This is a genomic window from Morganella morganii (assembly GCF_019242955.1).
In the GTDB taxonomy this organism is placed as follows: Bacteria; Pseudomonadota; Gammaproteobacteria; order Enterobacterales; family Enterobacteriaceae; genus Morganella; species Morganella sibonii.
In genome coordinates, this window is record NZ_CP066129.1 from 1858703 (window position 1) to 1879907 (window position 21205).

The 21205-nt window shown below is 50.2% G+C and carries 23 protein-coding genes; 14 read left to right on the plus strand and 9 right to left on the minus strand.

Features of this window, described 5'->3' with window-relative positions; all coding sequences use genetic code 11:
* The first annotated feature begins 44 nt into the window (after nucleotides 1–44).
* The 3 genes from JC793_RS08585 (at nucleotide 45) to JC793_RS08595 (ending at nucleotide 2010) form a co-directional block, all read left to right on the plus strand.
* A complete protein-coding gene (locus tag JC793_RS08585; protein ID WP_218428168.1) occupies nucleotides 45–908 on the plus strand; it encodes an NAD(P)H-hydrate dehydratase in 864 nt (287 codons plus the stop codon).
* Between the two features lie 78 nt (nucleotides 909–986).
* Entirely contained in the window at nucleotides 987–1415 is a 429-nt protein-coding gene (locus JC793_RS08590; RefSeq protein WP_046892264.1) for a universal stress protein, read from the plus strand.
* Between the two features lie 157 nt (nucleotides 1416–1572).
* Nucleotides 1573–2010, plus strand: coding sequence for a universal stress protein (locus JC793_RS08595; protein WP_052927453.1), 438 nt, complete (start codon nucleotides 1573–1575; stop codon nucleotides 2008–2010).
* A 58-nt stretch (nucleotides 2011–2068) separates the two neighbouring features.
* Here the strand turns inward: JC793_RS08595 and JC793_RS08600 are convergent, their stop codons facing one another.
* Complete coding sequence (locus JC793_RS08600) at nucleotides 2069–2362, minus strand: DUF5339 domain-containing protein (protein WP_046892262.1); 294 nt, start codon at nucleotides 2360–2362, stop codon at nucleotides 2069–2071.
* A gap of 257 nt (nucleotides 2363–2619) precedes the next feature.
* Between JC793_RS08600 and JC793_RS08605 the strand changes: the two genes are divergently transcribed.
* Complete coding sequence (locus tag JC793_RS08605) at nucleotides 2620–3030, plus strand: hypothetical protein (RefSeq protein WP_046892261.1); 411 nt, start codon at nucleotides 2620–2622, stop codon at nucleotides 3028–3030.
* 26 nt (nucleotides 3031–3056) lie between these two features.
* Here the strand turns inward: JC793_RS08605 and JC793_RS08610 are convergent, their stop codons facing one another.
* Entirely contained in the window at nucleotides 3057–3695 is a 639-nt protein-coding gene (locus tag JC793_RS08610) for a TetR/AcrR family transcriptional regulator (RefSeq protein ID WP_046892260.1), read from the minus strand.
* Between the two features lie 205 nt (nucleotides 3696–3900).
* On the opposite strand from JC793_RS08610, the gene JC793_RS08615 reads away from it, so the two are divergent.
* The gene (locus JC793_RS08615) at nucleotides 3901–4689 is read left to right on the plus strand and encodes a threonine/serine exporter family protein (RefSeq protein WP_046892259.1); all 789 of its coding nucleotides are present in this window, start codon (nucleotides 3901–3903) and stop codon (nucleotides 4687–4689) included.
* Nucleotides 4689–5162: a threonine/serine exporter gene (locus JC793_RS08620; protein ID WP_247716798.1), complete on the plus strand. Its 474-nt coding sequence runs from the start codon at nucleotides 4689–4691 to the stop codon at nucleotides 5160–5162. The genes JC793_RS08615 and JC793_RS08620 overlap by 1 nt, the downstream gene beginning before the upstream one ends.
* Here JC793_RS08620 and JC793_RS08625 read toward each other — a convergent pair.
* Complete coding sequence (locus JC793_RS08625; protein ID WP_166707674.1) at nucleotides 5159–5332, minus strand: hypothetical protein; 174 nt, start codon at nucleotides 5330–5332, stop codon at nucleotides 5159–5161. The two genes, JC793_RS08620 and JC793_RS08625, sit on opposite strands and share 4 nt — an antisense overlap.
* A gap of 179 nt (nucleotides 5333–5511) precedes the next feature.
* On the opposite strand from JC793_RS08625, the gene JC793_RS08630 reads away from it, so the two are divergent.
* Together JC793_RS08630 and phoH are read left to right on the plus strand one after the other, a co-directional pair.
* A complete protein-coding gene (locus JC793_RS08630; protein WP_218428170.1) occupies nucleotides 5512–6510 on the plus strand; it encodes an endonuclease in 999 nt (332 codons plus the stop codon).
* Between the two features lie 310 nt (nucleotides 6511–6820).
* A complete protein-coding gene (phoH, locus tag JC793_RS08635) occupies nucleotides 6821–7606 on the plus strand; it encodes a phosphate starvation-inducible protein PhoH (protein ID WP_107679824.1) in 786 nt (261 codons plus the stop codon).
* Between the two features lie 44 nt (nucleotides 7607–7650).
* Here the strand turns inward: phoH and JC793_RS08640 are convergent, their stop codons facing one another.
* From JC793_RS08640 to JC793_RS08655, 4 genes are all read right to left on the minus strand, one after another.
* On the minus strand, nucleotides 7651–8475 hold the full coding sequence (locus JC793_RS08640; RefSeq protein WP_218428172.1) for a siderophore-interacting protein: 825 nt from the start codon (nucleotides 8473–8475) through the stop codon (nucleotides 7651–7653).
* A gap of 199 nt (nucleotides 8476–8674) precedes the next feature.
* Complete coding sequence (locus JC793_RS08645; protein ID WP_072056843.1) at nucleotides 8675–8830, minus strand: DUF2474 domain-containing protein; 156 nt, start codon at nucleotides 8828–8830, stop codon at nucleotides 8675–8677.
* Nucleotides 8811–9818, minus strand: a complete 1008-nt coding sequence (gene cydB, locus JC793_RS08650) for a cytochrome d ubiquinol oxidase subunit II (protein ID WP_218428174.1) — start codon at nucleotides 9816–9818, stop codon at nucleotides 8811–8813. Before cydB ends, JC793_RS08645 begins: the two co-directional genes overlap by 20 nt.
* Nucleotides 9808–11148, minus strand: a complete 1341-nt coding sequence (locus tag JC793_RS08655; RefSeq protein ID WP_218428176.1) for a cytochrome ubiquinol oxidase subunit I — start codon at nucleotides 11146–11148, stop codon at nucleotides 9808–9810. The genes cydB and JC793_RS08655 overlap by 11 nt, the downstream gene beginning before the upstream one ends.
* A gap of 134 nt (nucleotides 11149–11282) precedes the next feature.
* Between JC793_RS08655 and JC793_RS08660 the strand changes: the two genes are divergently transcribed.
* Nucleotides 11283–12704 carry an aminotransferase-like domain-containing protein gene (locus JC793_RS08660; protein ID WP_052927460.1) on the plus strand — a complete coding sequence of 474 codons (1422 nt, stop codon included), beginning with the start codon at nucleotides 11283–11285 and terminating at the stop codon, nucleotides 12702–12704.
* Between the two features lie 87 nt (nucleotides 12705–12791).
* Here the strand turns inward: JC793_RS08660 and JC793_RS08665 are convergent, their stop codons facing one another.
* Nucleotides 12792–13400, minus strand: a complete 609-nt coding sequence (locus JC793_RS08665) for a LysE family translocator (protein ID WP_046892252.1) — start codon at nucleotides 13398–13400, stop codon at nucleotides 12792–12794.
* A gap of 193 nt (nucleotides 13401–13593) precedes the next feature.
* Between JC793_RS08665 and JC793_RS08670 the strand changes: the two genes are divergently transcribed.
* From JC793_RS08670 to JC793_RS08690, 5 genes are all read left to right on the plus strand, one after another.
* Entirely contained in the window at nucleotides 13594–14058 is a 465-nt protein-coding gene (locus JC793_RS08670; protein ID WP_046892251.1) for an Lrp/AsnC family transcriptional regulator, read from the plus strand.
* A 251-nt stretch (nucleotides 14059–14309) separates the two neighbouring features.
* Entirely contained in the window at nucleotides 14310–15155 is an 846-nt protein-coding gene (locus JC793_RS08675; RefSeq protein WP_218428178.1) for a helix-turn-helix domain-containing protein, read from the plus strand.
* Nucleotides 15156–15284: 129 nt separating this feature from the next.
* On the plus strand, nucleotides 15285–17456 hold the full coding sequence (locus JC793_RS08680; RefSeq protein WP_218428180.1) for a TonB-dependent siderophore receptor: 2172 nt from the start codon (nucleotides 15285–15287) through the stop codon (nucleotides 17454–17456).
* 5 nt (nucleotides 17457–17461) lie between these two features.
* Nucleotides 17462–18343, plus strand: a complete 882-nt coding sequence (locus tag JC793_RS08685; RefSeq protein WP_218428182.1) for a PepSY-associated TM helix domain-containing protein — start codon at nucleotides 17462–17464, stop codon at nucleotides 18341–18343.
* 44 nt (nucleotides 18344–18387) lie between these two features.
* A complete protein-coding gene (locus JC793_RS08690; RefSeq protein WP_218428184.1) occupies nucleotides 18388–19455 on the plus strand; it encodes an ABC transporter substrate-binding protein in 1068 nt (355 codons plus the stop codon).
* Nucleotides 19456–19567: 112 nt separating this feature from the next.
* Here JC793_RS08690 and JC793_RS08695 read toward each other — a convergent pair whose 3' ends face one another.
* Nucleotides 19568–21202, minus strand: a complete 1635-nt coding sequence (locus JC793_RS08695; protein ID WP_046892250.1) for an FGGY-family carbohydrate kinase — start codon at nucleotides 21200–21202, stop codon at nucleotides 19568–19570.
* Nucleotides 21203–21205: the final 3 nt, after the last annotated feature.

Genomic DNA, 21205 nt, shown 5'->3' on the forward strand with positions numbered 1-21205 from the left:
AACAGGGTGTATTCATTATCCGCTGAAAAAGGCAAAATAATAAGATGAATATTATTGATATCAATGCAATAACCCGTGATTACCCGATGTTAAAGACACCGGGTCCGCAGGACAGCCATAAAGGAACCTTTGGTACACTCGGGATCACCGGCGGTGCGGAGGGAATGACCGGCGCGGTAATTCTGGCCGGGTGTGCGGCACTGAAAACCGGTTGCGGTAAAGTGATCCTGGGATTTAACCAGCCGCAATTACCGGTACCGTTTATTGAAAATGCGCCTGAACTGATGCTGCGGACAGCCCGATCCCCGGCGGATGACCCGGCGGTAACCGCGCAGGTCACCGGCCCCGGTCTGGGGCAAAGTGCAGAGAGCCGCGCACTGGCGGAAGCTGCGTTTATACAGACAGGAAAACCACAGTTGCTGGATGCGGATGCACTGAATATCCTGGCGGTGACGCCGGGTATTGCGCTGGATGATCAGTGCGTGATAACCCCGCATCCTCAGGAAGCCGCCCGGCTGCTGCATACCACGGTGGCGGATATTCAGGCAGATCGCCCGGCCGCAGCGCTGGCACTGGCGGCACAGTATCACTGCTGGGCCGTACTGAAAGGGCATCACAGCCTGATTGCCTCACCGGAAGGCGTGCTGTGGTGTAATCACAGCGGTAACCGAGGGCTGGCGACCGCAGGCAGCGGAGATGTGTTATCCGGCATTATCGGCAGTCTGCTGGCTCAGCGGTTGCCGGTACAGGAAGCCGTGTGCGGCGGGGTCTGGCTGCACGGCGCGGCAGCAGATGAATGTGTGGCTGCCGGTACCGGCCCGGTCGGATTAACCGCCCATGAAATTATTGATTACGTCAGACTGATCCGTAACCGCCTGATAACAAAAACACAGGGTAATAAGAGTTAACGGTATCAATCTCACAGATATTTTCCTCATTGTTCAGTATAGTAATGCCATATCGCATGACTTACCCGAGGAGGCAGTATGTATAATACAATTTTGGTTCCTATTGATATTTCAGAAGAAGAACTGACCAGCAAAGCTGTCCGCCACGCACTCTATCTGGCGAATGAAACAGGGGCTAAGCTGCATATTGTCCATGTCCTGCCTATTTCATCCGCGATTATTAATGCGTATGCGCTGGGTTATATGGAAATAAAAGATAAAGCAACCATCAAAGCGGAAGAAGATATTCATATGCTGATGGATTCTATTGATCTGCCGCCGGAACGTCTTGCTTATACCATTACATTCGGTTCCCCGCGTGATGAAATTATTCAGGCTGCGGAGGAAGTGAAAGCGGATATTATTGTTATCGGTTCCCGCCGTCCGAATATTTCCACCCATCTGCTGGGTTCCACCGCCGGTGGTGTTGTCCGTTATGCCCCGGTATCGGTGATGGTCGTCCGCTGAGTTCAGCGCGTCTCTGATATTTCTCCGGTGGCCTTCAGTGCCACCGGATATTTTCCTGTCTGTTTCTTCTGAAAAAACATGATGCCGGGCACGGTGGTTTCCGGTTTATTGCCTATACTTAAATCAAATATAACACGGGCTGACAATGAGGGATGGTATGTATAAAACGATATTAGTTCCTATTGATGTGACAGAAGATGTACTGACAAGCAATGCACTGAAACATGCGATTTATCTGGCGAAAATGTCACAGGCGAAACTGATGTTGTTTCACTCTGTGCCGGATATTTCTAAATTCTCGATAAGCTATAACTATCACTATGAATTACTGAATTCATTTGCCGAAAAAGCGGTCGCCCGTTCAAAAGAAGAGCTGAAAGCGATTGCAGAAAAAGTGGATTTACCGGCGGAACAGATCAGCTATTTTGTGGATTACGGCACCCCGAGAGATAAGGTGCTGGCAAAAGCAAAAGAAATTCATGCGGATTTAATTGTTGTCGGTTCGCGGCATCCCAGTATCTCAACGCATCTGCTGGGGTCAACTGCATCGGGGATTGTGGCACACGCACCGATTTCTGTACTGGTTGTCCGCTGAGTATCATGACAGGAACGGAAAGGTCCGTAAACACGGACCTTTTTTGCAGAAGACAGAATTACTGTTTTTCCATCGATGCTTTGAATTCTTTCAGTGCATCCAGACCTTGCTGACACGCCATGTCCTGAGTCTCTTCCGGCACGGATTTAATCTGTGTTTTCGCTGTTTCCAGCTGTTGTTTCATGGCATTGATCTGTGCTGTTGCATCAGCATCGCCTTTGGCTTCCTGTTCTGCAAGTTTGACCATCGCGTCAATCTCGGTGAAATATTCATCACAGACTTTGCTGGCGTTAGCAGCGAAAGCAGTAACAGAGAACAGGCATCCCAGGGAAATTAGTGTCAGCTTTTTCATTATAGACCTTATGTTGTAGGCAGGAACGGATATGAATAATTAATCAATATGCCCCGAAATATCATGGAATATATATAAGAATAAGATGAATCTCAGAATAACTACTTACTTTTTGCATAAGAATAACATGGCCGGGAATGACTGATCACACAATGAACAATTTGTGCGGATGCAATTGAAACGCATTCTTATTTGTTGACAGGTTATGGACGTAACAATATTGTACCAATGAATACAAAAAAGATTACGGAGTAATTATGTCAGCAGTTAATTTTGTTCATATGGATACCACTGCATTTCCTGTGGTGATAATGCAGTCATTCCCGGAAAATATGGCACAGACAGAACAATGGGTGAAAGAGCTGGATGCACTACTGGATAAGCAGACACCTTTTGCCTTAATTTATCCGCCGAAAACAGGTCCGGAAAAACCGGATACGCAGGAAGATATGGATGCACGGAAGTATGTCCGCCGCTGGCTGAAAACCGGAAAAGAGAAAATGGCGGCATATTGCAGCGTAATGATCCTGACTGTTAACCGGGAAACCGGCGATAAAGCACAACTGGAAAAATTCGCGCCGATGGCCGGTGCCGTTTACGGTGTACCGGTATTTGTGGCGGATGATATGGCTGCGGCACAGGCAAAGGCGGCAGAAGTTACCGCCTGAAGGCAGATGTTAACAGTAACTGCTGTTCATTGGGGTGTTAATTTGTGGCGGAGGTAACAGGCGGTTATCTCCACGGATAACGGCAGTTGCTTTTCAATAAATTCCGCCGTTGGTTTCTTATGCTGATGACTGAAAACCGGCAGATAAAGGTCGGCTTTCAGCATTTCCAGAAAACGGGCGGCAACAGCCAGCAATGTTTCCTCCGACGCGGCAATTCCCGGCAGTGTTTTCAGCCCGGCAGCCAGTTGCTGTGCGGCGCGCAGCGGGCCCGCGCGGTAAAATTGTTCACTGATTTGCGGGAAGCGCTGTGATTCCGCCAGAATCAGCTGATATAAACCGAGTGACTGCGGGTGAACAATACTGTTCAGGTAACGTCTTCCGCTGGTGTATAACAATGTTTCCGCATCGGTGGCTGCTTCCGGTTCTTCCTCTTCATTATCCTCAAAAATTCCGCTGATAAGATGTTCTATAACCGCCAGAAAAAGCGCTTCTTTCCCGCCGAAAGAGGTATACAGTGTGGAGCGTGAACCGCCGGATTGCTCAATAATCATATCCAGTGTCGTGCCTTCGTAACCATGAAGGATAAAAACATCCGCAGCGGCAGTAAGAATGGCATGACGGCGGCGCTGCCCTTTCGGGGTTAATGGTGACGGGGTTGGTGACATAACAGATACGGGCTCCGGTAACAGTGACAAGCTCTGATTTAACCACGCCGCGCCGGATTGCTCAATAGCCCGTTTCCCTGCCATACTGCAATTACGGTACAGTATGACGATTTATTATCAAACTATTGATCAAACCCAGTGAGTTGTTAATACAAAGAATTAGAATAGCGGGAAAGTCGGACCATCAACGGTTAACGGTAAAACTATGGGGCAGGGGAAAGAGGTGACTCAGGATATGCAGCGGACTATCACCCGTTTGTGTATCGAATGCGGGCTGCTGCTGTTACAGCATGGCGCGGAAAGTATGCTGGTGGAAGAACTGGCGGGGCGGACAGGAAAAGCACTCGGGGCAGATCAGGTGGATTGCGCCATCTCGGCGAATGCCATTGTGCTCACCACGATCATTGACGGGCACTGCCTGACATCCACCCGTAAGGTGGTGGATCGCGGTATCAATATGCATATCGTGACGGAGGTGCAGCATGTGGTGATCCTCGCGGAGCACGGACATCTGGACTGCAAAGGGGTGCAGAAAAAATTCGCGCATATGAAACCGCTGCGCTATCCGCGCTGGGTAATGGTGCTGATGGTGGCACTGTCCTGCGCCTGTTTCTGCAAACTGAATAACGGCGGCTGGGACGGGGCGGTGATTACCTTTGCGGCCAGTGGTTGCGCCATGTATGTCCGTCAGGTGCTGACCGCACGGCATATGAACCCGCTGATTAACTTCTGTTTTACGGCGTTTGTTGCCACGATGGTGGCGGGAATGATGCTGAAAATCCCGCTGTTTTCGGCAACATCCGGTATTGCCATGGCCGCGAGCGTACTGCTGCTGGTTCCGGGGTTCCCGCTGATCAATGCGGTTGCGGATATGTTCAAAGGACATGTTAACACCGGTCTTGCCCGCTGGGCGATGGCCAGTCTGCTTACCCTGGCAACCTGTATCGGTATCTTTACCGCAATTACACTCGGCAGCCTGAGGGACTGGATATGATGACGATATTATCCTTCCTGGCAGCACTGGCACAGGATATGCTGCTGGCGGCGATCCCCGCGGCCGGGTTTGCCATGGTATTCAATGTGCCGAAACGGGCACTGAAATATTGTGCACTGCTGGGGGCAATCGGCCACGGCAGCCGGTTTATCCTGATTGCCGCCGGTTTTGATATTGTCTCCGCCACATTCTGGGCATCGGTTCTGGTCGGGATCATCGGTATTCAGTGGTCCCGCTGGTGGCTGGCACACCCGAAAGTTTTTACGGTGGCGGCCATTATTCCGATGTTTCCGGGAATTAATGCCTATATGGCGATGCTGGCGGTTATTAAACTGTCGCAGTCAGGTTTTACCCCTGAACTGCTGGAAATGCTGGTGAGTAATTTTCTGCGGGCGGCCTTTGTGGTCGGCGCTTTATCCATCGGGCTGTCAGTCCCCGGTTTATGGCTTTACCGCAAGCGTCCGCGCGTTTAACTGATACGGGTCAGATTCAGAATAATGTCCATCACCGGTTTATCGGTCACACTAATCTGAATCTGCACCCGGTTATTGCTCTCCTGCACACGGACATCAACTTCTTCCTCATTATGGGCACAGGCAGTGCCGACTATCTCATCGATCATCTCATCAACCAGCGGATGCATGATTATTCTCCAAAATTATTATTGATGTCAGCAGAGTATAAAGTTTCGGATTAAAACCATTCTGTAAAAAAACGCCCTAAAAAGGCCTTATCCGGCGGATTGGCGGATAAATAAAAGATCTGAGGCGATAATTCCTGCGCAGCGTGGCATAATTGTCCTCCCCGGTATTCTGTTGGTTTATGATTTATATGCATATTTTTCAATCATTTCGTATTTTATTATTTTTATTTTGTGTTATTACGTTTGCCGCCGGTGCTGCAGCACCGGAACGGTTCGACGAGGCAAAAATAGTTGCCCGTGAGAAGGTCTATCACGACCAGAACCGTAATCCGCAGGGAGAGGGTACGCTCTATTGCGGCTGTCAGTGGGACTGGGCCGGAAAATCCGGCGGCCGGGTGGATCTCAGCAGTTGCGGCTATCGTGTGCGGGCACAGGTGACCCGTGCAGAGCGGATTGAGTGGGAGCATATCGTTCCGGCCTGGGTTTTCGGGCATCAGCGTCAGTGCTGGCAGAACGGCGGACGCAAAAACTGTATCAGTGAAGACCCGGTATTCCGCGCTATGGAGGCCGATCTTCACAATCTCGCCCCGTCGGTCGGTGAAGTTAACGGTGATCGCAGTAACTTCCGGTACGGCATCGCCCGCGGTGCCGGTTCACTGAGTTACGGGCAGTGCACCAGCCGGGTGGATTTTAAACAGCGTGTTTTCGAGCCGCGCGATGAAGTCAAAGGTGAGGTGGCGCGTGTCTGGTTTTATATGCATGACCGCTACGACCTGGCAATGTCAGAACAGCAGCAGAAATTACTGATGGTCTGGGACAGCGAATTTCCGCCGTCGGCCGCCGAGCGGGAACGGGATCGCCGTATCAGTGCGGTGACCGGGCAGTCAAACCCGTTTGTGACCGGTGAACGACGCTGGGAACAGGGGCATATCAACAGTGCTGACGGTATTTTTACCCGTCTGCCGTCTGCGCCGGTAACACCGGTGAAAGTACCGCCGAAAGCAGAAAAAAAAGCGGCTGATCAGCGTATCCGCGGTAATCGTAACAGCAGGATTTACCACTTTCCGGATTGCCCCGGCTATAACCGGATCAGCAGTAAAAATATTGAAATGTTCCCGGATGCGGTATCCGCGCAGGCAGCAGGTTACAGCATGGCGAAAAACTGCAAAGCACGCTGATGTGCGGCGGATAACAGAAATGTGGCAAAAATGTTAAATGTCTGCAGATTTTAATTGCTGAAAAGAAAGTATTGTCATTATACTGTCACAAAGTCAGTTTAGTGTTCGCTTTAGTTTGTCATCTGAGGATAACGAATGCGACATACAGACGAACGACAGTACCGGCCGGTGATAAATACCCTGAACAACAGGGCGGATTTATCACCGGCTTTTTTTTATCTGAATGTTCACTCATGGCTTGAGGGGAGCCGCCGGTTGCTAACTCACTGTTTCAGTTATTCCGTCATCATAAATCAACAGGATTAAGATTATGGGCAGACAAAAAGCGGTAGTCAGAGCACGCAAAGAGGCAAAACGAATGAGCCGGAAAGAGTCGCGCAGGGCACGTTTTAATGATGATAATGTGGCGGTATTTATCCCGGCAGGCGGGGTGGAAGCCATCGGTATGGCGCGGGAAAAACGCGATAACAGTACTGTTTTGCCGCGAAATGATGCGCAGGATAAATACATCCGGGCGATAGCCCATAAACAGCTGATTATTGCCAACGGCGAGGCGGGGTGCGGTAAAACCTTTATCAGTACCGCACTGGCGGCAGATGCGCTGATTAATAAGGAAATAGAGCGGATTATTGTCACCCGTCCGGTATTACAGGCGGAAGAAGATCTGGGCTTTCTGCCCGGGGATATCAGTGAAAAATTCGCCCCGTATTTCCGGCCGGTATATGACGTTCTGGTGAAACGGATGGGTGCTTCATTTTTGCAGTATTGTCTGCGTCCGGAGATAGGTAAGGTGGAAATTGCGCCGTTTGCCTATATGCGCGGGCGAACCTTTGAGAATGCGGTGGTGATCCTCGATGAGGCGCAAAACGTGACTGTCACACAAATGAAAATGTTTCTGACCAGGATGGGGGAAAATGTGACAGTTATTGTCAACGGTGATGTCAGTCAGTGTGATTTACCGGGCAATGTCCCGTCCGGGCTGGCAGATGCGCTGCGCCGTTTCCGGGATGATGAAATGGTGTCAGTGGTGTCTTTCACACAGGATGACTGCGTGCGTTCATCGCTTTGTCTGCGGGCATTACAGGCGTATAACTGATTCACAGCAGCTGCGGCAGAGAACCTGCCGCAGCCTGTTTATCATCAGTCGTCAGCATCCATCACATCATGGCGCTGGCGGTGATAACCCTCTTCATCATAACCGAAGCGCCAGTAAGGGATCGCATACATCTGGCTGTGTTCCCCGTTCAGTTCCCGGCGCACATAGCGGCGCAGATCCCTGACCATCGCATCTTCCCCGGCAATCCAGAACGTACACTCTGTCACATCGGCGACCGGCCAGCTTTTAAACAGTGCGGTGATCTCCGCAGTTTTCTCCGTACCGCCGGTTACCCAGTGCAGGGTGATACCGGCCGGTTTGTTCAGCTCCTGCTGATCCTCAGCATGATCGATACGGATAACCACATTTCCCTGCGCCTCAGCGGGCATTTTTTCCAGCAGTGCGGCAACCGCAGGCAGTGCGGTTAAATCAGCCGCCATATAATAGTGTTTTGCTGCCGGTAACAGCGGATCAGGCCCGCCGGGATTGGTAATCCCGAGATAATCACCCGGTTTGGCATTTCTCGCGAAATCCACTGCCGGGCCGGCATCATCGTGCATGGCGAATTCAATATCGATTTCTTTCAGTTCAGGGCGGATTGCTCGCACCGTATAGGTACGGGCAACCGGACGTGGTTTGTCTTCCGGCCAGACCGGTCCTTTATCTGACAGTACCGGCAGTGCAGGCGGGTTCGGCGCGTCTTTGGCAATAAACAGCTTGAGGTGTCCGCCTTCACAATCTGCCGGATAGGTGTCCAGAGAATCTGCCGTAAAGGTAATTCGGCGCAGATTGGGGGTAACATCGGTAAAGGATTTCACCTGAATAAGACGCGGTGGTGCAGGGCAGTAGATATTTTTTTCCCGGCTCATGCGCAATTCTCCGTTTTATTGTTGTTAGTTTCGTTATATCTATTTCGCGGAGTGTATCAGGAATTTAGAAGAATGGTAATCATTATCAATAAAATTATTAAAAAAAGCACACCGCATGGGGGTGCGGTGTGCCGGGCAATGCAGCTGTATAAACAGTGCATGACGTACTGATGAGGTACTTACTGATGAGATATGACGACTATTTTACTTTCATTCCCGCCGCCGTCATTAATAAGCGGAAAAGTGATGAGACTGCAAACAGTGCCAGCACACTGCCTGCCCAGATAGCCAGCATCCAGGCGGTTTTTTTCCACCATGGCGCCGGTGCGGCAGGATCAGTGGTAGCCCTGGTCATGGGTGATTTTTCCTCTGAAGACATAGTAACTCCACCAGGTATATACCAGGATCACAGGTATGATGAATAAAGCACCGACCAGCATAAAGCTCAGGCTTTCACCGGGGGCAGCGGCCATTTTGTAATCAATCACCGGCGGAATAATCATTGGCCAGATACTGATACCGAGTCCGGTGAAACCCAGAAAAACCAGACCGAGTGCCGCAAAAAACGGCGTGTAGTGCAGATGGCGGCTGACACTGCGGAACAGCGCAACGACACAGATAAGCACCAGCAGCGGCACCGGCAGGAAGAACAGAATATTCGGGAAACTGAACCAGCGTACCGCAATGGCGTCATGCGCCAGCGGCGTCCACAGGCTGATCACGGCCAGTACCGCCAGCATTACCAGCGTCAGCGGCTTCAGCACCTTATACATCTGCTGTTGTAAATGGCCTTCTGTTTTCATCACCAGCCAGCCGCAGCCGAGCAGGGCATACGCGATCACCAGACCGAAACCGCAGAACAGCGGGAACGGCGCCAGCCAGTCAAATGCACCGCCGGTAAAGGCACGGTTGGCGACCGGGAAGCCCTCAATAACGCTGCCGACAACTACGCCCTGGACAAAAGTGGCGATAACCGAGCTGATCAGAAACGCGCGATCCCAGAAATAACGGTGGTCTTCATCCGCTTTAAAACGGAACTCAAAGGCCACGCCGCGGAAAATCAGGGCCACCAGCATCAGTGTCAGCGGAATGGCGAGTGCATCCAGAATCACCGCATAGGCGAGCGGGAAAGCGCCGAACAGCGCGGCTCCCCCCAGCACCAGCCAGGTTTCGTTGCCGTCCCAGACCGGCGCAACACTGTTCATCATCAGATCCCGGTCAGCGTTGCTTTTCACAAAGGGATAGAGAATGCCGATGCCGAGGTCAAATCCGTCCATCACGATATACATCAGTGTGCTGAATATAATAATGACGAACCAAATCAGGGGTAAATCAATGCCCATGAGACACCTCCGGCGCGATACCTTTGCGGATCAGCTTCATCATATAGATATAGCCAATGCCAAACACAGAACCATAAACAGCAAAGAAGATCAGCAGGCTGATACTCATATGCATATCACCATGTGCTGAGACAGCATCAGTCGTGCGCTGCAATCCGTAAACCACCCACGGCTGACGGCCGATTTCAGTTACAAACCAACCCGCCAGAATGGCAATCAGCCCGGACGGTGCCATCCATAACATAAAGCGCTGGAAAGGACGCGAATCATACAAACGCCCGCGGTAACGCAGCCACAGACTCAGGGCGGCAGCAAGGAGCATCAGCATGCCGAGGCCGACCATCACGCGGAATGACCAGAACACCGCAAACACGTTATCCGGTCTGTCTTCCGGCGGAAATTCAGTCAGTGCAGGTACCTGTTTATCAAGACTGTGTGTCAGGATCAGACTGGCCAGCCCCGGGATCTCCACGGCATAACGGGTTTTTTCCTGTTCATTATCCGGAATCCCGAACAGGATCAGCGGTGTAGCTTCACCGGGTTTATTCTCCCAGTGACCCTCCATCGCCGCCACCTTAACCGGCTGATATTTAAGGGTATTGATCCCGTGCGCATCACCAATCAGTGCCTGGAGCGGTGCGAGTACCACAATCAGCCACAATGACATGGAAAACATCTTTTTCATGGCTCCGGATTTATTGCCGCGCAGCAGATGCCAGGCCGCAGAGGCGGCAATAAAAAAGGCGGAGGCAAGAAATGCAGCGGTTGTCATATGCAGCAGGCGGTACGGGAACGACGGGTTGAAAATCACGGCAAACCAGTCCACCGGCACGACAACACCGTTGATTACCTCATGCCCCTGCGGGGTCTGCATCCAGCTGTTGGACGCCAGAATCCAGAAAGTGGACATCAGCGTGCCGAGTGCAACCATACAGGTGGCGAAATAGTGCAGCTTTTCACCGACACGGTTCCAGCCGAACAGCATCACGCCGAGAAAACCGGCTTCCAGGAAGAACGCGGTCAGAACTTCATAGGTGAGCAGCGGACCGGTGATTGATCCTGCAAACTCAGAAAAGAAACTCCAGTTGGTACCGAACTGATAGGCCATCACCAGACCGGAGACCACACCCATACCGAAATTCACGGCAAAGATGGCTGACCAGAAATGAAAGAGCTTTTTGTAATCCTCATTGCGGGTTTTCAGCCACATTCCCTCAAGCACCGCCAGAAATGACGCCAGACCGATGGTGATCGCAGGGAAAATGATATGAAACGACACAGTGAAGGCGAACTGAATTCGCGCAAGCTCAAGGGCACTTAACCCAAACATAGTGACCTCTCGTTGTTATAGCTATGCAAATACTACGCAGATGAAATGTGTGGCACAGTACACCATGTGTTGCTAGACTATAATAGTGACAATTAATCATAATATGTATATAACAGTTATCCGGGGATTGCGTCATGACACGCTATGAACAGCTAGCAGAACAGATAAAACAACAGATAGAAGATGATATCTGGCAGGTCGGGGACAGACTTCCGTCCCTGCGTGAAAGTGCCAGACAGTCGGGGCTGAGTCTGATGACTGTCGTACAGTCGTATCAGTTACTGGAAAGTCAGGGCTGGGTGGTGGCGCGTCCGCAGTCCGGTTACTTTGTCGCCAAACGGGCACCGGCGTTTGCTCCGGCCAAAGGCGGCCTGGGTATGCATCTGAGTGAAAATGTGGAGATTAACGCATCACTGTTTGATGTGCTTCAGGCCTGCAAAGATCCTGCTATCATCCCGTTTGGCTCTGCATTCCCTGACCCCTCGCTGCTGGTTCAGCCGAAGCTCTCCAAAGCGCTGGGCGCCGTAGCCCGCCGTATCGCTCCGCAAAGTGCGGTGGTCAATATGCCGCCGGGGAATGAAAAACTGCGGCGTAATATCTCCCGTCGCTATGCTGCGCAGGGTATCCATGTTTCACCGGATGATATTGTTATCACCGCCGGGGCAATGGAATCTCTGTCACTGAGTTTACAGGCGGTCACCAAACCGGGTGACTGGGTGGTAATTGAATCCCCGGCATTTTACGGGGCATTACAGGCGATTGAGCGTTTGCGCCTGAAAGCGGTGGCGATCAAAACTGACCCGCAGACCGGCATGGATCCTGATGCACTGGAAGACGTGGCCGGGCGCTATGATATCAAAGCCTGCTGGCTGATGACCCACTTCCAGAACCCGCTCGGCGGCACAATGCCGCCGGAAAATAAACGGCGGCTGGTGGAGATCCTGACACGGCATGATATTGCGCTGATTGAGGATGACGTCTACAGCGAGCTCTGGTTTGGTAATGAAGCACCGCAGCCGGCGAAAAGCCTGGATAAAGACAACAATTTCTTCCACTGTTCCTCTTTTTCCAAATGTCTGGCACCGGGCTTCCGTGTCGGCTGGGTGGCGGCCGGAAAGCATGCGCGAAAAGTCCAGCAGTTACAGATGATGAGTACCGTATCCGCCAGTATGCCGACACAGCAGGCCATTGCGGAATACCTCGGTCAGGGCGGTTATGACGCGCATCTGAAAAAACTGCGCCAGCAGCTGGAGCAGCGCCAGCACCGGATGCTGTATGCCATCAGTGAATATTTCCCGGAAGATGTGAAAGTGAACTGTCCGCAGGGCGGTTATTTTCTCTGGCTGGAATTTGAACCGCCGTTTGATGCGGTCAAACTGTACCGGATGGCACTTAATGAGCAGATCAGCATAGCACCCGGCTCCATGTTTTCCACCAGCGACCAGTTTAACCACGCTTTCCGCCTGAACTGTTCATTTGAATGGAATGACCGGCTGGATAACGCGATGAAAGTGCTGGGGCAGTTGTGCCATGTACTGAAGAAAACACAGGGATAAGATAAAGCGGATTACTGCGGCATACAGAGAGACAAACATAAAAAAACGGGCACTGAAAGTGCCCGTTTTGCCGAAAACAGATGCGGATTAACTAAATGCCAGACTAACTGCGGCGGTGGCCAGTAATCCTCCGGCAACACCTTCACCGAGACGGCGGCGCTTGTCGTTGTATTCCCCTTTGCTCATCTGGCCGAAAATCAGAGCCACGCCACTGTAAACTATTGCACAGCTGGCGATATAGACACCAGATAACAGCAGGGACTGCATCGCGACACTTTCACTGCCGGAAATAAAGTTCGGCAGGATAGCAAAGTAGACCAGCAAGCCTTTCGGATTCAGGAAACTGGTGAAAAAACCTTTGGTAATGACAGATTTGGCCGCCGGTTGCATCGGCGGCATTTCGCTCTTGTGCATGGCGGACATCACCATGCGGACAGCCAGATAAGCAATATAGGCCACACCGAACCAGCGCATGCCGTTAAACAGAAGCGGGGATGCCACAACAACGGCTGCCAGTCCGAATGCCGCCAGAACCGAATGCATCCCGTAGCCCAGCAGCACGCCCATATTGGCTTTCAGCGCCGCACGGGAACCGCTGGCAAGACCTTGCGACGAAACGAATAAAATATCGGGTCCGGGAGCAAATACAATGGGTAACACGGTTGCGCCAAACACCATCAATGTATTTATGACCATACGACACCCCAAGTTCAAAAATATATTAATAATTCACAATTTGTTGAATATTAAGAATTTAATTCAATTTTGTGACGTCCTGATTTGTTATGTGAATTATACGGAGCTTTGCAGGAAATTAGGTTGTTAAATTGACCCGAAAAAACTATTCTTAGCAATATTATTGCGCAGAAGTCGTCAGAGGATGATTTAAATGTCAATTGAACTGGACAAGATGGATCGGCGGATACTGGATCAGCTGCAACGTAACGGCAGAATACAAAATGTGGAGCTGGCACGCGAAGTCGGGCTCTCGCCGTCACCGTGTCTGAGACGGGTGCGGCGTCTGGAGGAAACCGGCGTTATCAGGCGCTATGCGGCGATTCTGGACGGCAGCAAGATAGGTGCGGGGCTGATGCTCTATGCCCGTATCTGGTTTAAGGGACAGGACGCACAGACGATCAATGATTTTGTCGCCGCCATTAATGAAATGCCGGAGATTGTCGAGTGTCACCTGATGGCCGGTGAATGTGACGCCATGATCCGTATTGTGACCAAAGACCTGACCTCTTACCGGCGCTTCCATGCTGATCACCTGACACAAATACCCAGTATTCAAAGTGTTAAGACAGAAGTACCGATGGAAACCCTGAAGGTGACACACGCGTTACCCCTGTAAACTGTGAGGGTTGTCACGAAACGCAACAGAATTGTGCACTCAGGCAGATTATAAGCAACAGGATTGCGCTGCTATTTTGTGATGATGATCTTACTACCGGTACGCAACAGACATTATTCCTGATAGTCAAATTGACTGTATTTATAAATAAATGAAGGATAATAGACTAATGGTATGAGATGACCGGGGTGGAAATTAAATGTGATAATGGTTACTATTCGCTTTTATTCAGGTGCAAAAGGTGAAATATCATGCACGGTGGTAAAATGAATACATTGCTGCCCGGCGCGGATTCCTTTTTTTATTGCGGAAAAATGACACCGGATGCCGGACAATGGGTCAGCGAGCCGTTATGGAAAGGGCTGAAACTGGTTCTGATGATGAATGGTGAACTGGAATGTCAGCCGGATAATAAAAACAGTATTTCACTTTCCGGGGCTTCCTTATGTGTTATTACCAATAACCTTGATGAACAGGAAAGCCGTCAGCGCTTTTTACAGCAGGAAGACATCCGCTTTGTGTCAGTCTGTTTATCAGACAGTCTGATGGATGCATTTAAAATCGCACCACCGCCTTTATTAACAGCAGCGGTATCGGCCGGACCACAATTACTGTCCGGAAAAGCGGGAAATGTCTTAACTGCACTGGGAAATCAGATTCTGAATAATCCGCTTGGCGGCGCGCCGGGTGAGATGTATCTGACAGGCAAAATTCTTGAATTATGCGCAATATCATTTGAGTACATTCAGCAAAATACCCGCACGCCCCATCATCCTAAACTGACGACAAATGATATACGGCGTTTGTATGATATCAGAGACTGTATTTTAGCCGATTTGGCCAATCCGCCGGGGGTATATCAGCTCAGCCGCCAATCCGGTCTGAATATGCGTAAACTCAGTTTTGGCTTTAAGCAGCTGTTCGGTTTGTCTGTCGCGTCATTTATTCAGGAAGAGCGCTTACAATCAGCGCATCGCCTGCTGTGTGCCGGTGACAGACGGGTGTCTGCTGTTGCCTGGCAGGTCGGTTATTCACCGGCTGCATTTTCAACGGCTTTCCGCAGACGGTTCGGTTTTTCACCTAAAGATTTATGTTAGTACAATCAAACAGATAGTATTTGTGATAAACAAATAGTCATAACAGCGAAAGTCTCCCGCAGAAGATAAAACGGTAAATGAGATACATTATCATTACTGTATTCATTCTCTCTGCGGGTTCGTATTTCAATGAAAAAATCTGTTCTTTATTATCCGGTTATCTCAGGTCGTGCATTTTCTCCGGTATGTATTGCTCTCCTGCCGCTGTTGTTTTCCTCAGTTGCCGCGTCTGAAACTCAGTCCGGCGAAAATAATGATGAAATAATCGTTACTGCCAAACCGGCACAATCACCCGCCGGTAAAATAGACGGTTATATTGCCACCCGCAGTGTCAGTGCAACAAAAACAGATACACCGCTTATTGAAACGCCACAGTCGGTCACGGTATTAACCCGCGATGAAATGACCGCGCATAATGCACAGTCTGTCAGTGAAGCATTGCGTTATACCGCCGGTGTTTTGCAGACAAACGATGCCGCATCTTCCCGTTTTGATAATTTAAGTATCCGCGGCTTTAATATTACCAGCACCGGGATGCTGAGAGACGGGCTGCGCAGCACAACGGCACAGGCATGGCCGAAAGCGGAACAATACGGGCTCGAACGTATTGATGTGATCCGCGGGCCTGCATCTGTATTATATGGTCAGAACTCACCCGGCGGTATTATTAATCAGGTAACAAAGCGCCCGTTATATAAACCCTTTCATGAAATTGAGGTACAGGGCGGTAATTATAACCGCAAACAGATCCGGGGCGATTTAAGTGGTCCCGTGGGCGACAGTGACCATTATTTTTACCGGCTGACCGGGCTTGTCCGTAACAGTGATACGCAAATTGATCATGTTAAAGATGACAAAGTCTATATCGCTCCCGCACTGACCTGGCTGGATGACGATACAACTCTGACTGTTTTGGCCGATTACTCGCATGATAAATTTGGTGCACCACGCCCGTTTTTACCTCTGGCAGGAACACTGTTACCCAATCCTGACGGTAAAGTGAATCCGAATGTTTTCCTCGATGAACCGGGGTTAAAAAATAACCGTACACAGGCGTCACTGGGATATCAGTTAGATCATACCTTTAATGATACTTTTTCCGGGCACTCAGGTGCGCGGTTCAGCCACACTGACTTAAATACCAATATCGCTCAGGGGTTATATCTGTCACCGGATATGCGTACGCTTAACCGTGCGGCTTATCATTTTCGTATTAAAGGCGATGTGTTCAGCCTGGATAATAATATAAAAGCAGACTGGTGGCTGAAAGATACGGAAATGACATCGCTGGCCGGTGTTGATTACCGCCATACACGGGAAGATTATGTACTGATGTCCGGGAAAGCGGCACCGATTGATATTTTCAATCCGGTTTACGGCGGTCAGTACGGGCCGGTGAATAATATGATGGCAAATACCCTTCAGACCAGTGATCAGGCGGGTATTTATTTACAGCAGCAGGCAAAGTTTGATAACGGCATCATACTGGTTTTAAGCGGAAGAGAAGACTGGTCTGACAGCAAAACAAAAAACCGGAAAACAAACAGCAGCAGCGATCAGCGTGACAGCAAATTTACCTATCGTACAGCAGCAATGTATCAGACAGATTTCGGGTTAGCGCCGTATGTCAGTTATTCAACCTCATTTAATCCGCAGTTGGGTGTTAATTTTTACGGAGAAACCTATAAACCCGTAACAGCGAAACAAACGGAAGCCGGTCTTAAATATCAGCCGGAAAGCGGTGATATTAATGCCACACTGACGGTCTTTGAACTGACACAGCAAAATATGCTGACGACAGATCCTGATAATAATTTAAACAGTATTCAGACAGCTGAAGTCCGCTCCCGGGGTGTTGAAATTCAGGGAACCTATATGCCGGCGGAAGGACTGAATCTGACGGCAGCTTATACCTTTAATAAACTGAAAAATACCAAAACGACCGATCCGGAAGAGAAAGGACAGCGTCCTGTCGGTTTACCGGAACATACGGCATCAGTATGGGCAGATTATACTATTCAGAAAGGGTACTTACAGGGATTAGGTTTTGCTGCGGGTGCCCGTTATACCGGGTCTTCACCGGTTAATAACGACGGCACTATTTCCAACCCGTCAAATACCTTATTTGATATGGCAGCACATTATGATCTGGGCGGAATCAATGCTGATTTTAAAAACTGGCGTGCCGGTATTAATATCAATAACGTCACTGATAAAAAATATTACACCAGTTGCTCAGCCGGGGGATGTTCTGTCGGTTTTGACAGAACAATTATTGCGTCATTGCGCTATAACTGGTAATCGCAATGACTCAGTACATAACACGTAAAAACTGGCTCAGGTTACATTTCTGGCCGGGAGTTATTGCCGGGTTCTTTATTTCACTGCTCGGAATATCTGGTGCGGTGTTATTAATGAAAAAACCGGTTCTGGAATGGGAAATAGGTAAGGCGGTGCTTTATGCGCCGCCGGTAACCGGAACCGCTGTTTTTTTGCCGCCGGAAGTCTGGCGGCAGAATGCGCAGATGGCTTACCCTGAACTCACCCGTGTGATGGGGGAAGCGGCGCCCGGAAGTGGCTTTATTCCGGCAACGAACGCAATGGTTTTTGGTTCCGTTTCTGATTCGGACAAACTGGGGATCGCCTTTATTGATCCGGTAACCGGCATACCGAAAGGGTTTATTATTTTTGATGACCTGATTTTTTCTCGGATTGTGTCTCTGCACCGGACTCTTTTATTACCGCCGGTTTCCGGCGGTTGGCTGGTATCATTATGCGGCATTATTCTGGCCCTCTCTGTTATCAGCGGGATTATTTTGTGGTGGCCGCGCAGAGGGTGGCGTCAGTTTATATCTGCGCTGTTTTTATTCCGCCCTGGATTACAGGGCGCGGCAAAGTGGCGGCAGTGGCATTACTTTTTTGCAGTCTATTTTTCTCTGCCGCTGTTATTGATCGCGGTTACCGGTATTTTTCTGGCACGGCCTGATATTTTGTCAGTCATACCTGAATATAAATTACTGATTACTCAGTTACACCGCAATATAGGTATCGGAATGCCGGGCCTTATTATCGCATTTATTTCAGGAATATTACTGCCGCTGCTGTATATCAGCGGCATTGTTATCTGGTGGAAAAAAAGAAAACATCGGCATAATTATACTTCTTCTGTCAACGGGAATACAAAATGACAGTATCAACAATACTAAAAACAGCTTTATCTGCGGGGCTGTTAATGTCCTCGTTATATTCTCAGGCGGTTATGGTCACCGATATTACCGGACGTCAGGTTGATGTACCGGATAATGTAAAGCGGATTTTACTGGGTGAGGGAAGAATGATTTATCCGCTCGCCATACTGGAAAAAGACGCGCCATTTGAACGGATTGCCGGCTGGCAGGGTGATTTTCGTGATCTGGATGTTCAGGGTTATGCCGCTTTTAAAGCGGTCTTTTCGCAGGTCGATGCCGTTCCTGTGGTGGGGGGCGGCTCAGAAGATACCTTCAGTATTGAAAAGGCATTAGCATTGCAGCCTGATTTGGTTATTTTACCGATGACAGGCGGACACGGACCGGGTGCCGGCAGTGAAGCGGCCAGGTTATTAACATCAGCCGGTATTGCGGTTATTCATGTGGATTTCAGCCGGCATCCGGTAAAGAATACACAATTAAGTATGCATATTCTCGGGCAGGCTATCGGAAAAACAGCTGAGGCAGAACGGTTTAATCACTATTATCAGCAAAAAATGGATGATGTTATTGCCCGTATCCCGGTGAATATTCCGGCAGACAAGAAACCGGTGATTTTTGTGGACTATTTACCCGGTTTACAAGAGTGCTGCGGTTCACCCGGCAAAGGCAGTCTGACGGATATGATTAATCTTGCCGGCGGCACGGCGATTGGTGAAACCATTATTCCGGGCGCTATTGGTAAATTAAATCCGGAATACATTTTAAGCCGTCATCCGGATGTTTATGTTGCCACTGGTGTCTTTCCCGAAGGGAGCCGCGGCGTGACACTGGGGTATTTTGCAACACCGCAGGCGGCACAAACCAGTCTGAAAGTAATATCTCAGCGTAGCCCGATCGGTGAATTATCCGCCGTTGAAAAAGGCAGAGTTCATGGTTTATGGCATATTTTCTATGATTCGCCGGAGAATATTATTGCACTTCAGGCACTGGCGAAATGGCTGCATCCGGAGCTGTTTTCTGATTTGGATCCTGAAGAGACCCGCAAAGAATTATATGAGATGTTTATGCCGATCCCCGCAACCGGTGTATTTTCGGTGACGCTGGAAAAATAACGGTTATACCCGGCTCCATTCATAATGCTGCCGGAGAACCTGCGGTTTTAATGGATAAGGGCATAAATAATAACAGGTTCCGGTGATTGAATCCGCCGGAACCTGTTTATTATCAGACTTCTGACATCAGTTGCCGGTAACGCTGATCATCATGATACAGCTGATGGAATACGCGGTATTTGGCATCATAAAATTGTTTGATGCTCTCCGTCTGCGGCGTGACCGTTTTGCTGATCCGGCTCATCGCCTGCATCGCTTCCGGAATCGAGGCATAGAAGCCCGCCGCTACCGAGCCGAGCATGGCCGATCCCAGCAGAACGGCTTCGCTCTCTTCCGGCAGCAGCATGGCGCAGCCGGTGGCGTTGGCATGTTCCTGAATAAAGATCGGGTTCTTGGTGCCACCGCCGCATCCCATGATGGTATCAATGGCATATCCGGCTTTATTCATCTCTTCAATGATATGACGGGTGCCCAGCGCAATCGCCTGGATGGTCGCCAGATAAATCAGCGCGAGATCATCAAGGGTCTGTGTCATACGCAGACCGGTCACCACACCACGCAGGTTCGGGTTCGCCCGCGGTGAGCGGTTGCCGTGGAAATACGGCAGCACATGGATATGCCGTGTCAGCAGGGCGATATCTTCTTTTGACCCCGCCAGTGCCAGCAGGCGGTCGTTGAGAAGCTGATAAACAGTCTGCTGATTCTGTTCCGCCAGTTTTTTCGCATCACTGTATTGCGGGTGTGACGTGATCATATGGTCGATCAGCGCACCGGTTGCGGACTGTCCGCCCTCATTAAGCCAGTAGCCCGGAATCATGGCACTGTAATAAGCACCCCAGATACCGTCGATAAAGCGGGCATTTTTGGAGACCGCCATATGGCAGGATGAGGTGCCGCCAATCAGCGCCAGCCGGGTATTGAAATCCGGTTGTGCGCCGGTGGCATCAGCAGCACCCAGCACACCGATCCCGCCGGCATGGGCATCAATAATCGAGGTGGCAACCGGTGTTCCCGGGATCAGCCCCAAATCGGCGGCTGCATTCGGTGTCAGGCCGTTACCGACCGGTTCACCCATCGGGCGGATCTCACGGCCGATAATCTGCGCATCGTTTTCCAGCAAATCATCCAGACCAATCTGGCGGAAGAAATGGGTATCCCAGCGATCTTCATGGCCGAGGTAAGTCCATTTGCACACAGTGGAGCAGAGCGACCGGCTGTTGGTATAAGTGGCTTTCCAGGTCAGAAAATCAGGCAGATCAAAGAAATAACCGGCTTTCGCCCAGGTGGTCGGCATGTTCTGCTTAAGCCATAACAGTTTCGGTGTTTCCATCTCCGGTGAGATGCGGTTGCCGACATACGCCAGCACCGGGTGTTTGGTATCATTAATCCGCTGTGCCTGACTGATAGCACGGTGATCCATCCACATAATAATGTTCTGCTCGCTGCGTCCGGTCGGACTGACGGTCAGCGGCTGACCCTGTTTATCCAGTACCACCAGGGAGCAGGTGGCATCAAAACCAAGGCCTTTGACCTGAATCGGATCAATACGCGCCTGTGCCACGGCATCTTTTACCGCGAGACACACACTGCGCCAGATATCATCGGAGGATTGCTCCACATAATCCGCCTGCGGCTTAAACTGACGGATATCCCGCTTTGCTTCGCCTTTTTTGCGTCCGGCTGCATCAAAAACCCCGGCCCGGGCGCTGCCGCTCCCGACATCCACACCAATAAAATAGACACTCATAAT

What these genes read in the sequence shown, in the direction of transcription:
- JC793_RS08585 (WP_218428168.1), top strand. Translation starts at nt 45, where the DNA reads ATGAATATTATTGATATCAATGCAATAACCCGTGATTACCCGATGTTA.
- JC793_RS08590 (WP_046892264.1), top strand. Translation starts at nt 987, where the DNA reads ATGTATAATACAATTTTGGTTCCTATTGATATTTCAGAAGAAGAACTG.
- JC793_RS08595 (WP_052927453.1), top strand. Translation starts at nt 1,573, where the DNA reads ATGTATAAAACGATATTAGTTCCTATTGATGTGACAGAAGATGTACTG.
- JC793_RS08600 (WP_046892262.1), bottom strand. Translation starts at nt 2,362, where the DNA reads ATGAAAAAGCTGACACTAATTTCCCTGGGATGCCTGTTCTCTGTTACT.
- JC793_RS08605 (WP_046892261.1), top strand. Translation starts at nt 2,620, where the DNA reads ATGTCAGCAGTTAATTTTGTTCATATGGATACCACTGCATTTCCTGTG.
- JC793_RS08610 (WP_046892260.1), bottom strand. Translation starts at nt 3,695, where the DNA reads ATGTCACCAACCCCGTCACCATTAACCCCGAAAGGGCAGCGCCGCCGT.
- JC793_RS08615 (WP_046892259.1), top strand. Translation starts at nt 3,901, where the DNA reads ATGGGGCAGGGGAAAGAGGTGACTCAGGATATGCAGCGGACTATCACC.
- JC793_RS08620 (WP_247716798.1), top strand. Translation starts at nt 4,689, where the DNA reads ATGACGATATTATCCTTCCTGGCAGCACTGGCACAGGATATGCTGCTG.
- JC793_RS08625 (WP_166707674.1), bottom strand. Translation starts at nt 5,332, where the DNA reads ATGCATCCGCTGGTTGATGAGATGATCGATGAGATAGTCGGCACTGCC.
- JC793_RS08630 (WP_218428170.1), top strand. Translation starts at nt 5,512, where the DNA reads ATGATTTATATGCATATTTTTCAATCATTTCGTATTTTATTATTTTTA.
- phoH (WP_107679824.1), top strand. Translation starts at nt 6,821, where the DNA reads ATGGGCAGACAAAAAGCGGTAGTCAGAGCACGCAAAGAGGCAAAACGA.
- JC793_RS08640 (WP_218428172.1), bottom strand. Translation starts at nt 8,475, where the DNA reads ATGAGCCGGGAAAAAAATATCTACTGCCCTGCACCACCGCGTCTTATT.
- JC793_RS08645 (WP_072056843.1), bottom strand. Translation starts at nt 8,830, where the DNA reads ATGACCAGGGCTACCACTGATCCTGCCGCACCGGCGCCATGGTGGAAA.
- cydB (WP_218428174.1), bottom strand. Translation starts at nt 9,818, where the DNA reads ATGGGCATTGATTTACCCCTGATTTGGTTCGTCATTATTATATTCAGC.
- JC793_RS08655 (WP_218428176.1), bottom strand. Translation starts at nt 11,148, where the DNA reads ATGTTTGGGTTAAGTGCCCTTGAGCTTGCGCGAATTCAGTTCGCCTTC.
- JC793_RS08660 (WP_052927460.1), top strand. Translation starts at nt 11,283, where the DNA reads ATGACACGCTATGAACAGCTAGCAGAACAGATAAAACAACAGATAGAA.
- JC793_RS08665 (WP_046892252.1), bottom strand. Translation starts at nt 13,400, where the DNA reads ATGGTCATAAATACATTGATGGTGTTTGGCGCAACCGTGTTACCCATT.
- JC793_RS08670 (WP_046892251.1), top strand. Translation starts at nt 13,594, where the DNA reads ATGTCAATTGAACTGGACAAGATGGATCGGCGGATACTGGATCAGCTG.
- JC793_RS08675 (WP_218428178.1), top strand. Translation starts at nt 14,310, where the DNA reads ATGCACGGTGGTAAAATGAATACATTGCTGCCCGGCGCGGATTCCTTT.
- JC793_RS08680 (WP_218428180.1), top strand. Translation starts at nt 15,285, where the DNA reads ATGAAAAAATCTGTTCTTTATTATCCGGTTATCTCAGGTCGTGCATTT.
- JC793_RS08685 (WP_218428182.1), top strand. Translation starts at nt 17,462, where the DNA reads ATGACTCAGTACATAACACGTAAAAACTGGCTCAGGTTACATTTCTGG.
- JC793_RS08690 (WP_218428184.1), top strand. Translation starts at nt 18,388, where the DNA reads ATGTCCTCGTTATATTCTCAGGCGGTTATGGTCACCGATATTACCGGA.
- JC793_RS08695 (WP_046892250.1), bottom strand. Translation starts at nt 21,202, where the DNA reads ATGAGTGTCTATTTTATTGGTGTGGATGTCGGGAGCGGCAGCGCCCGG.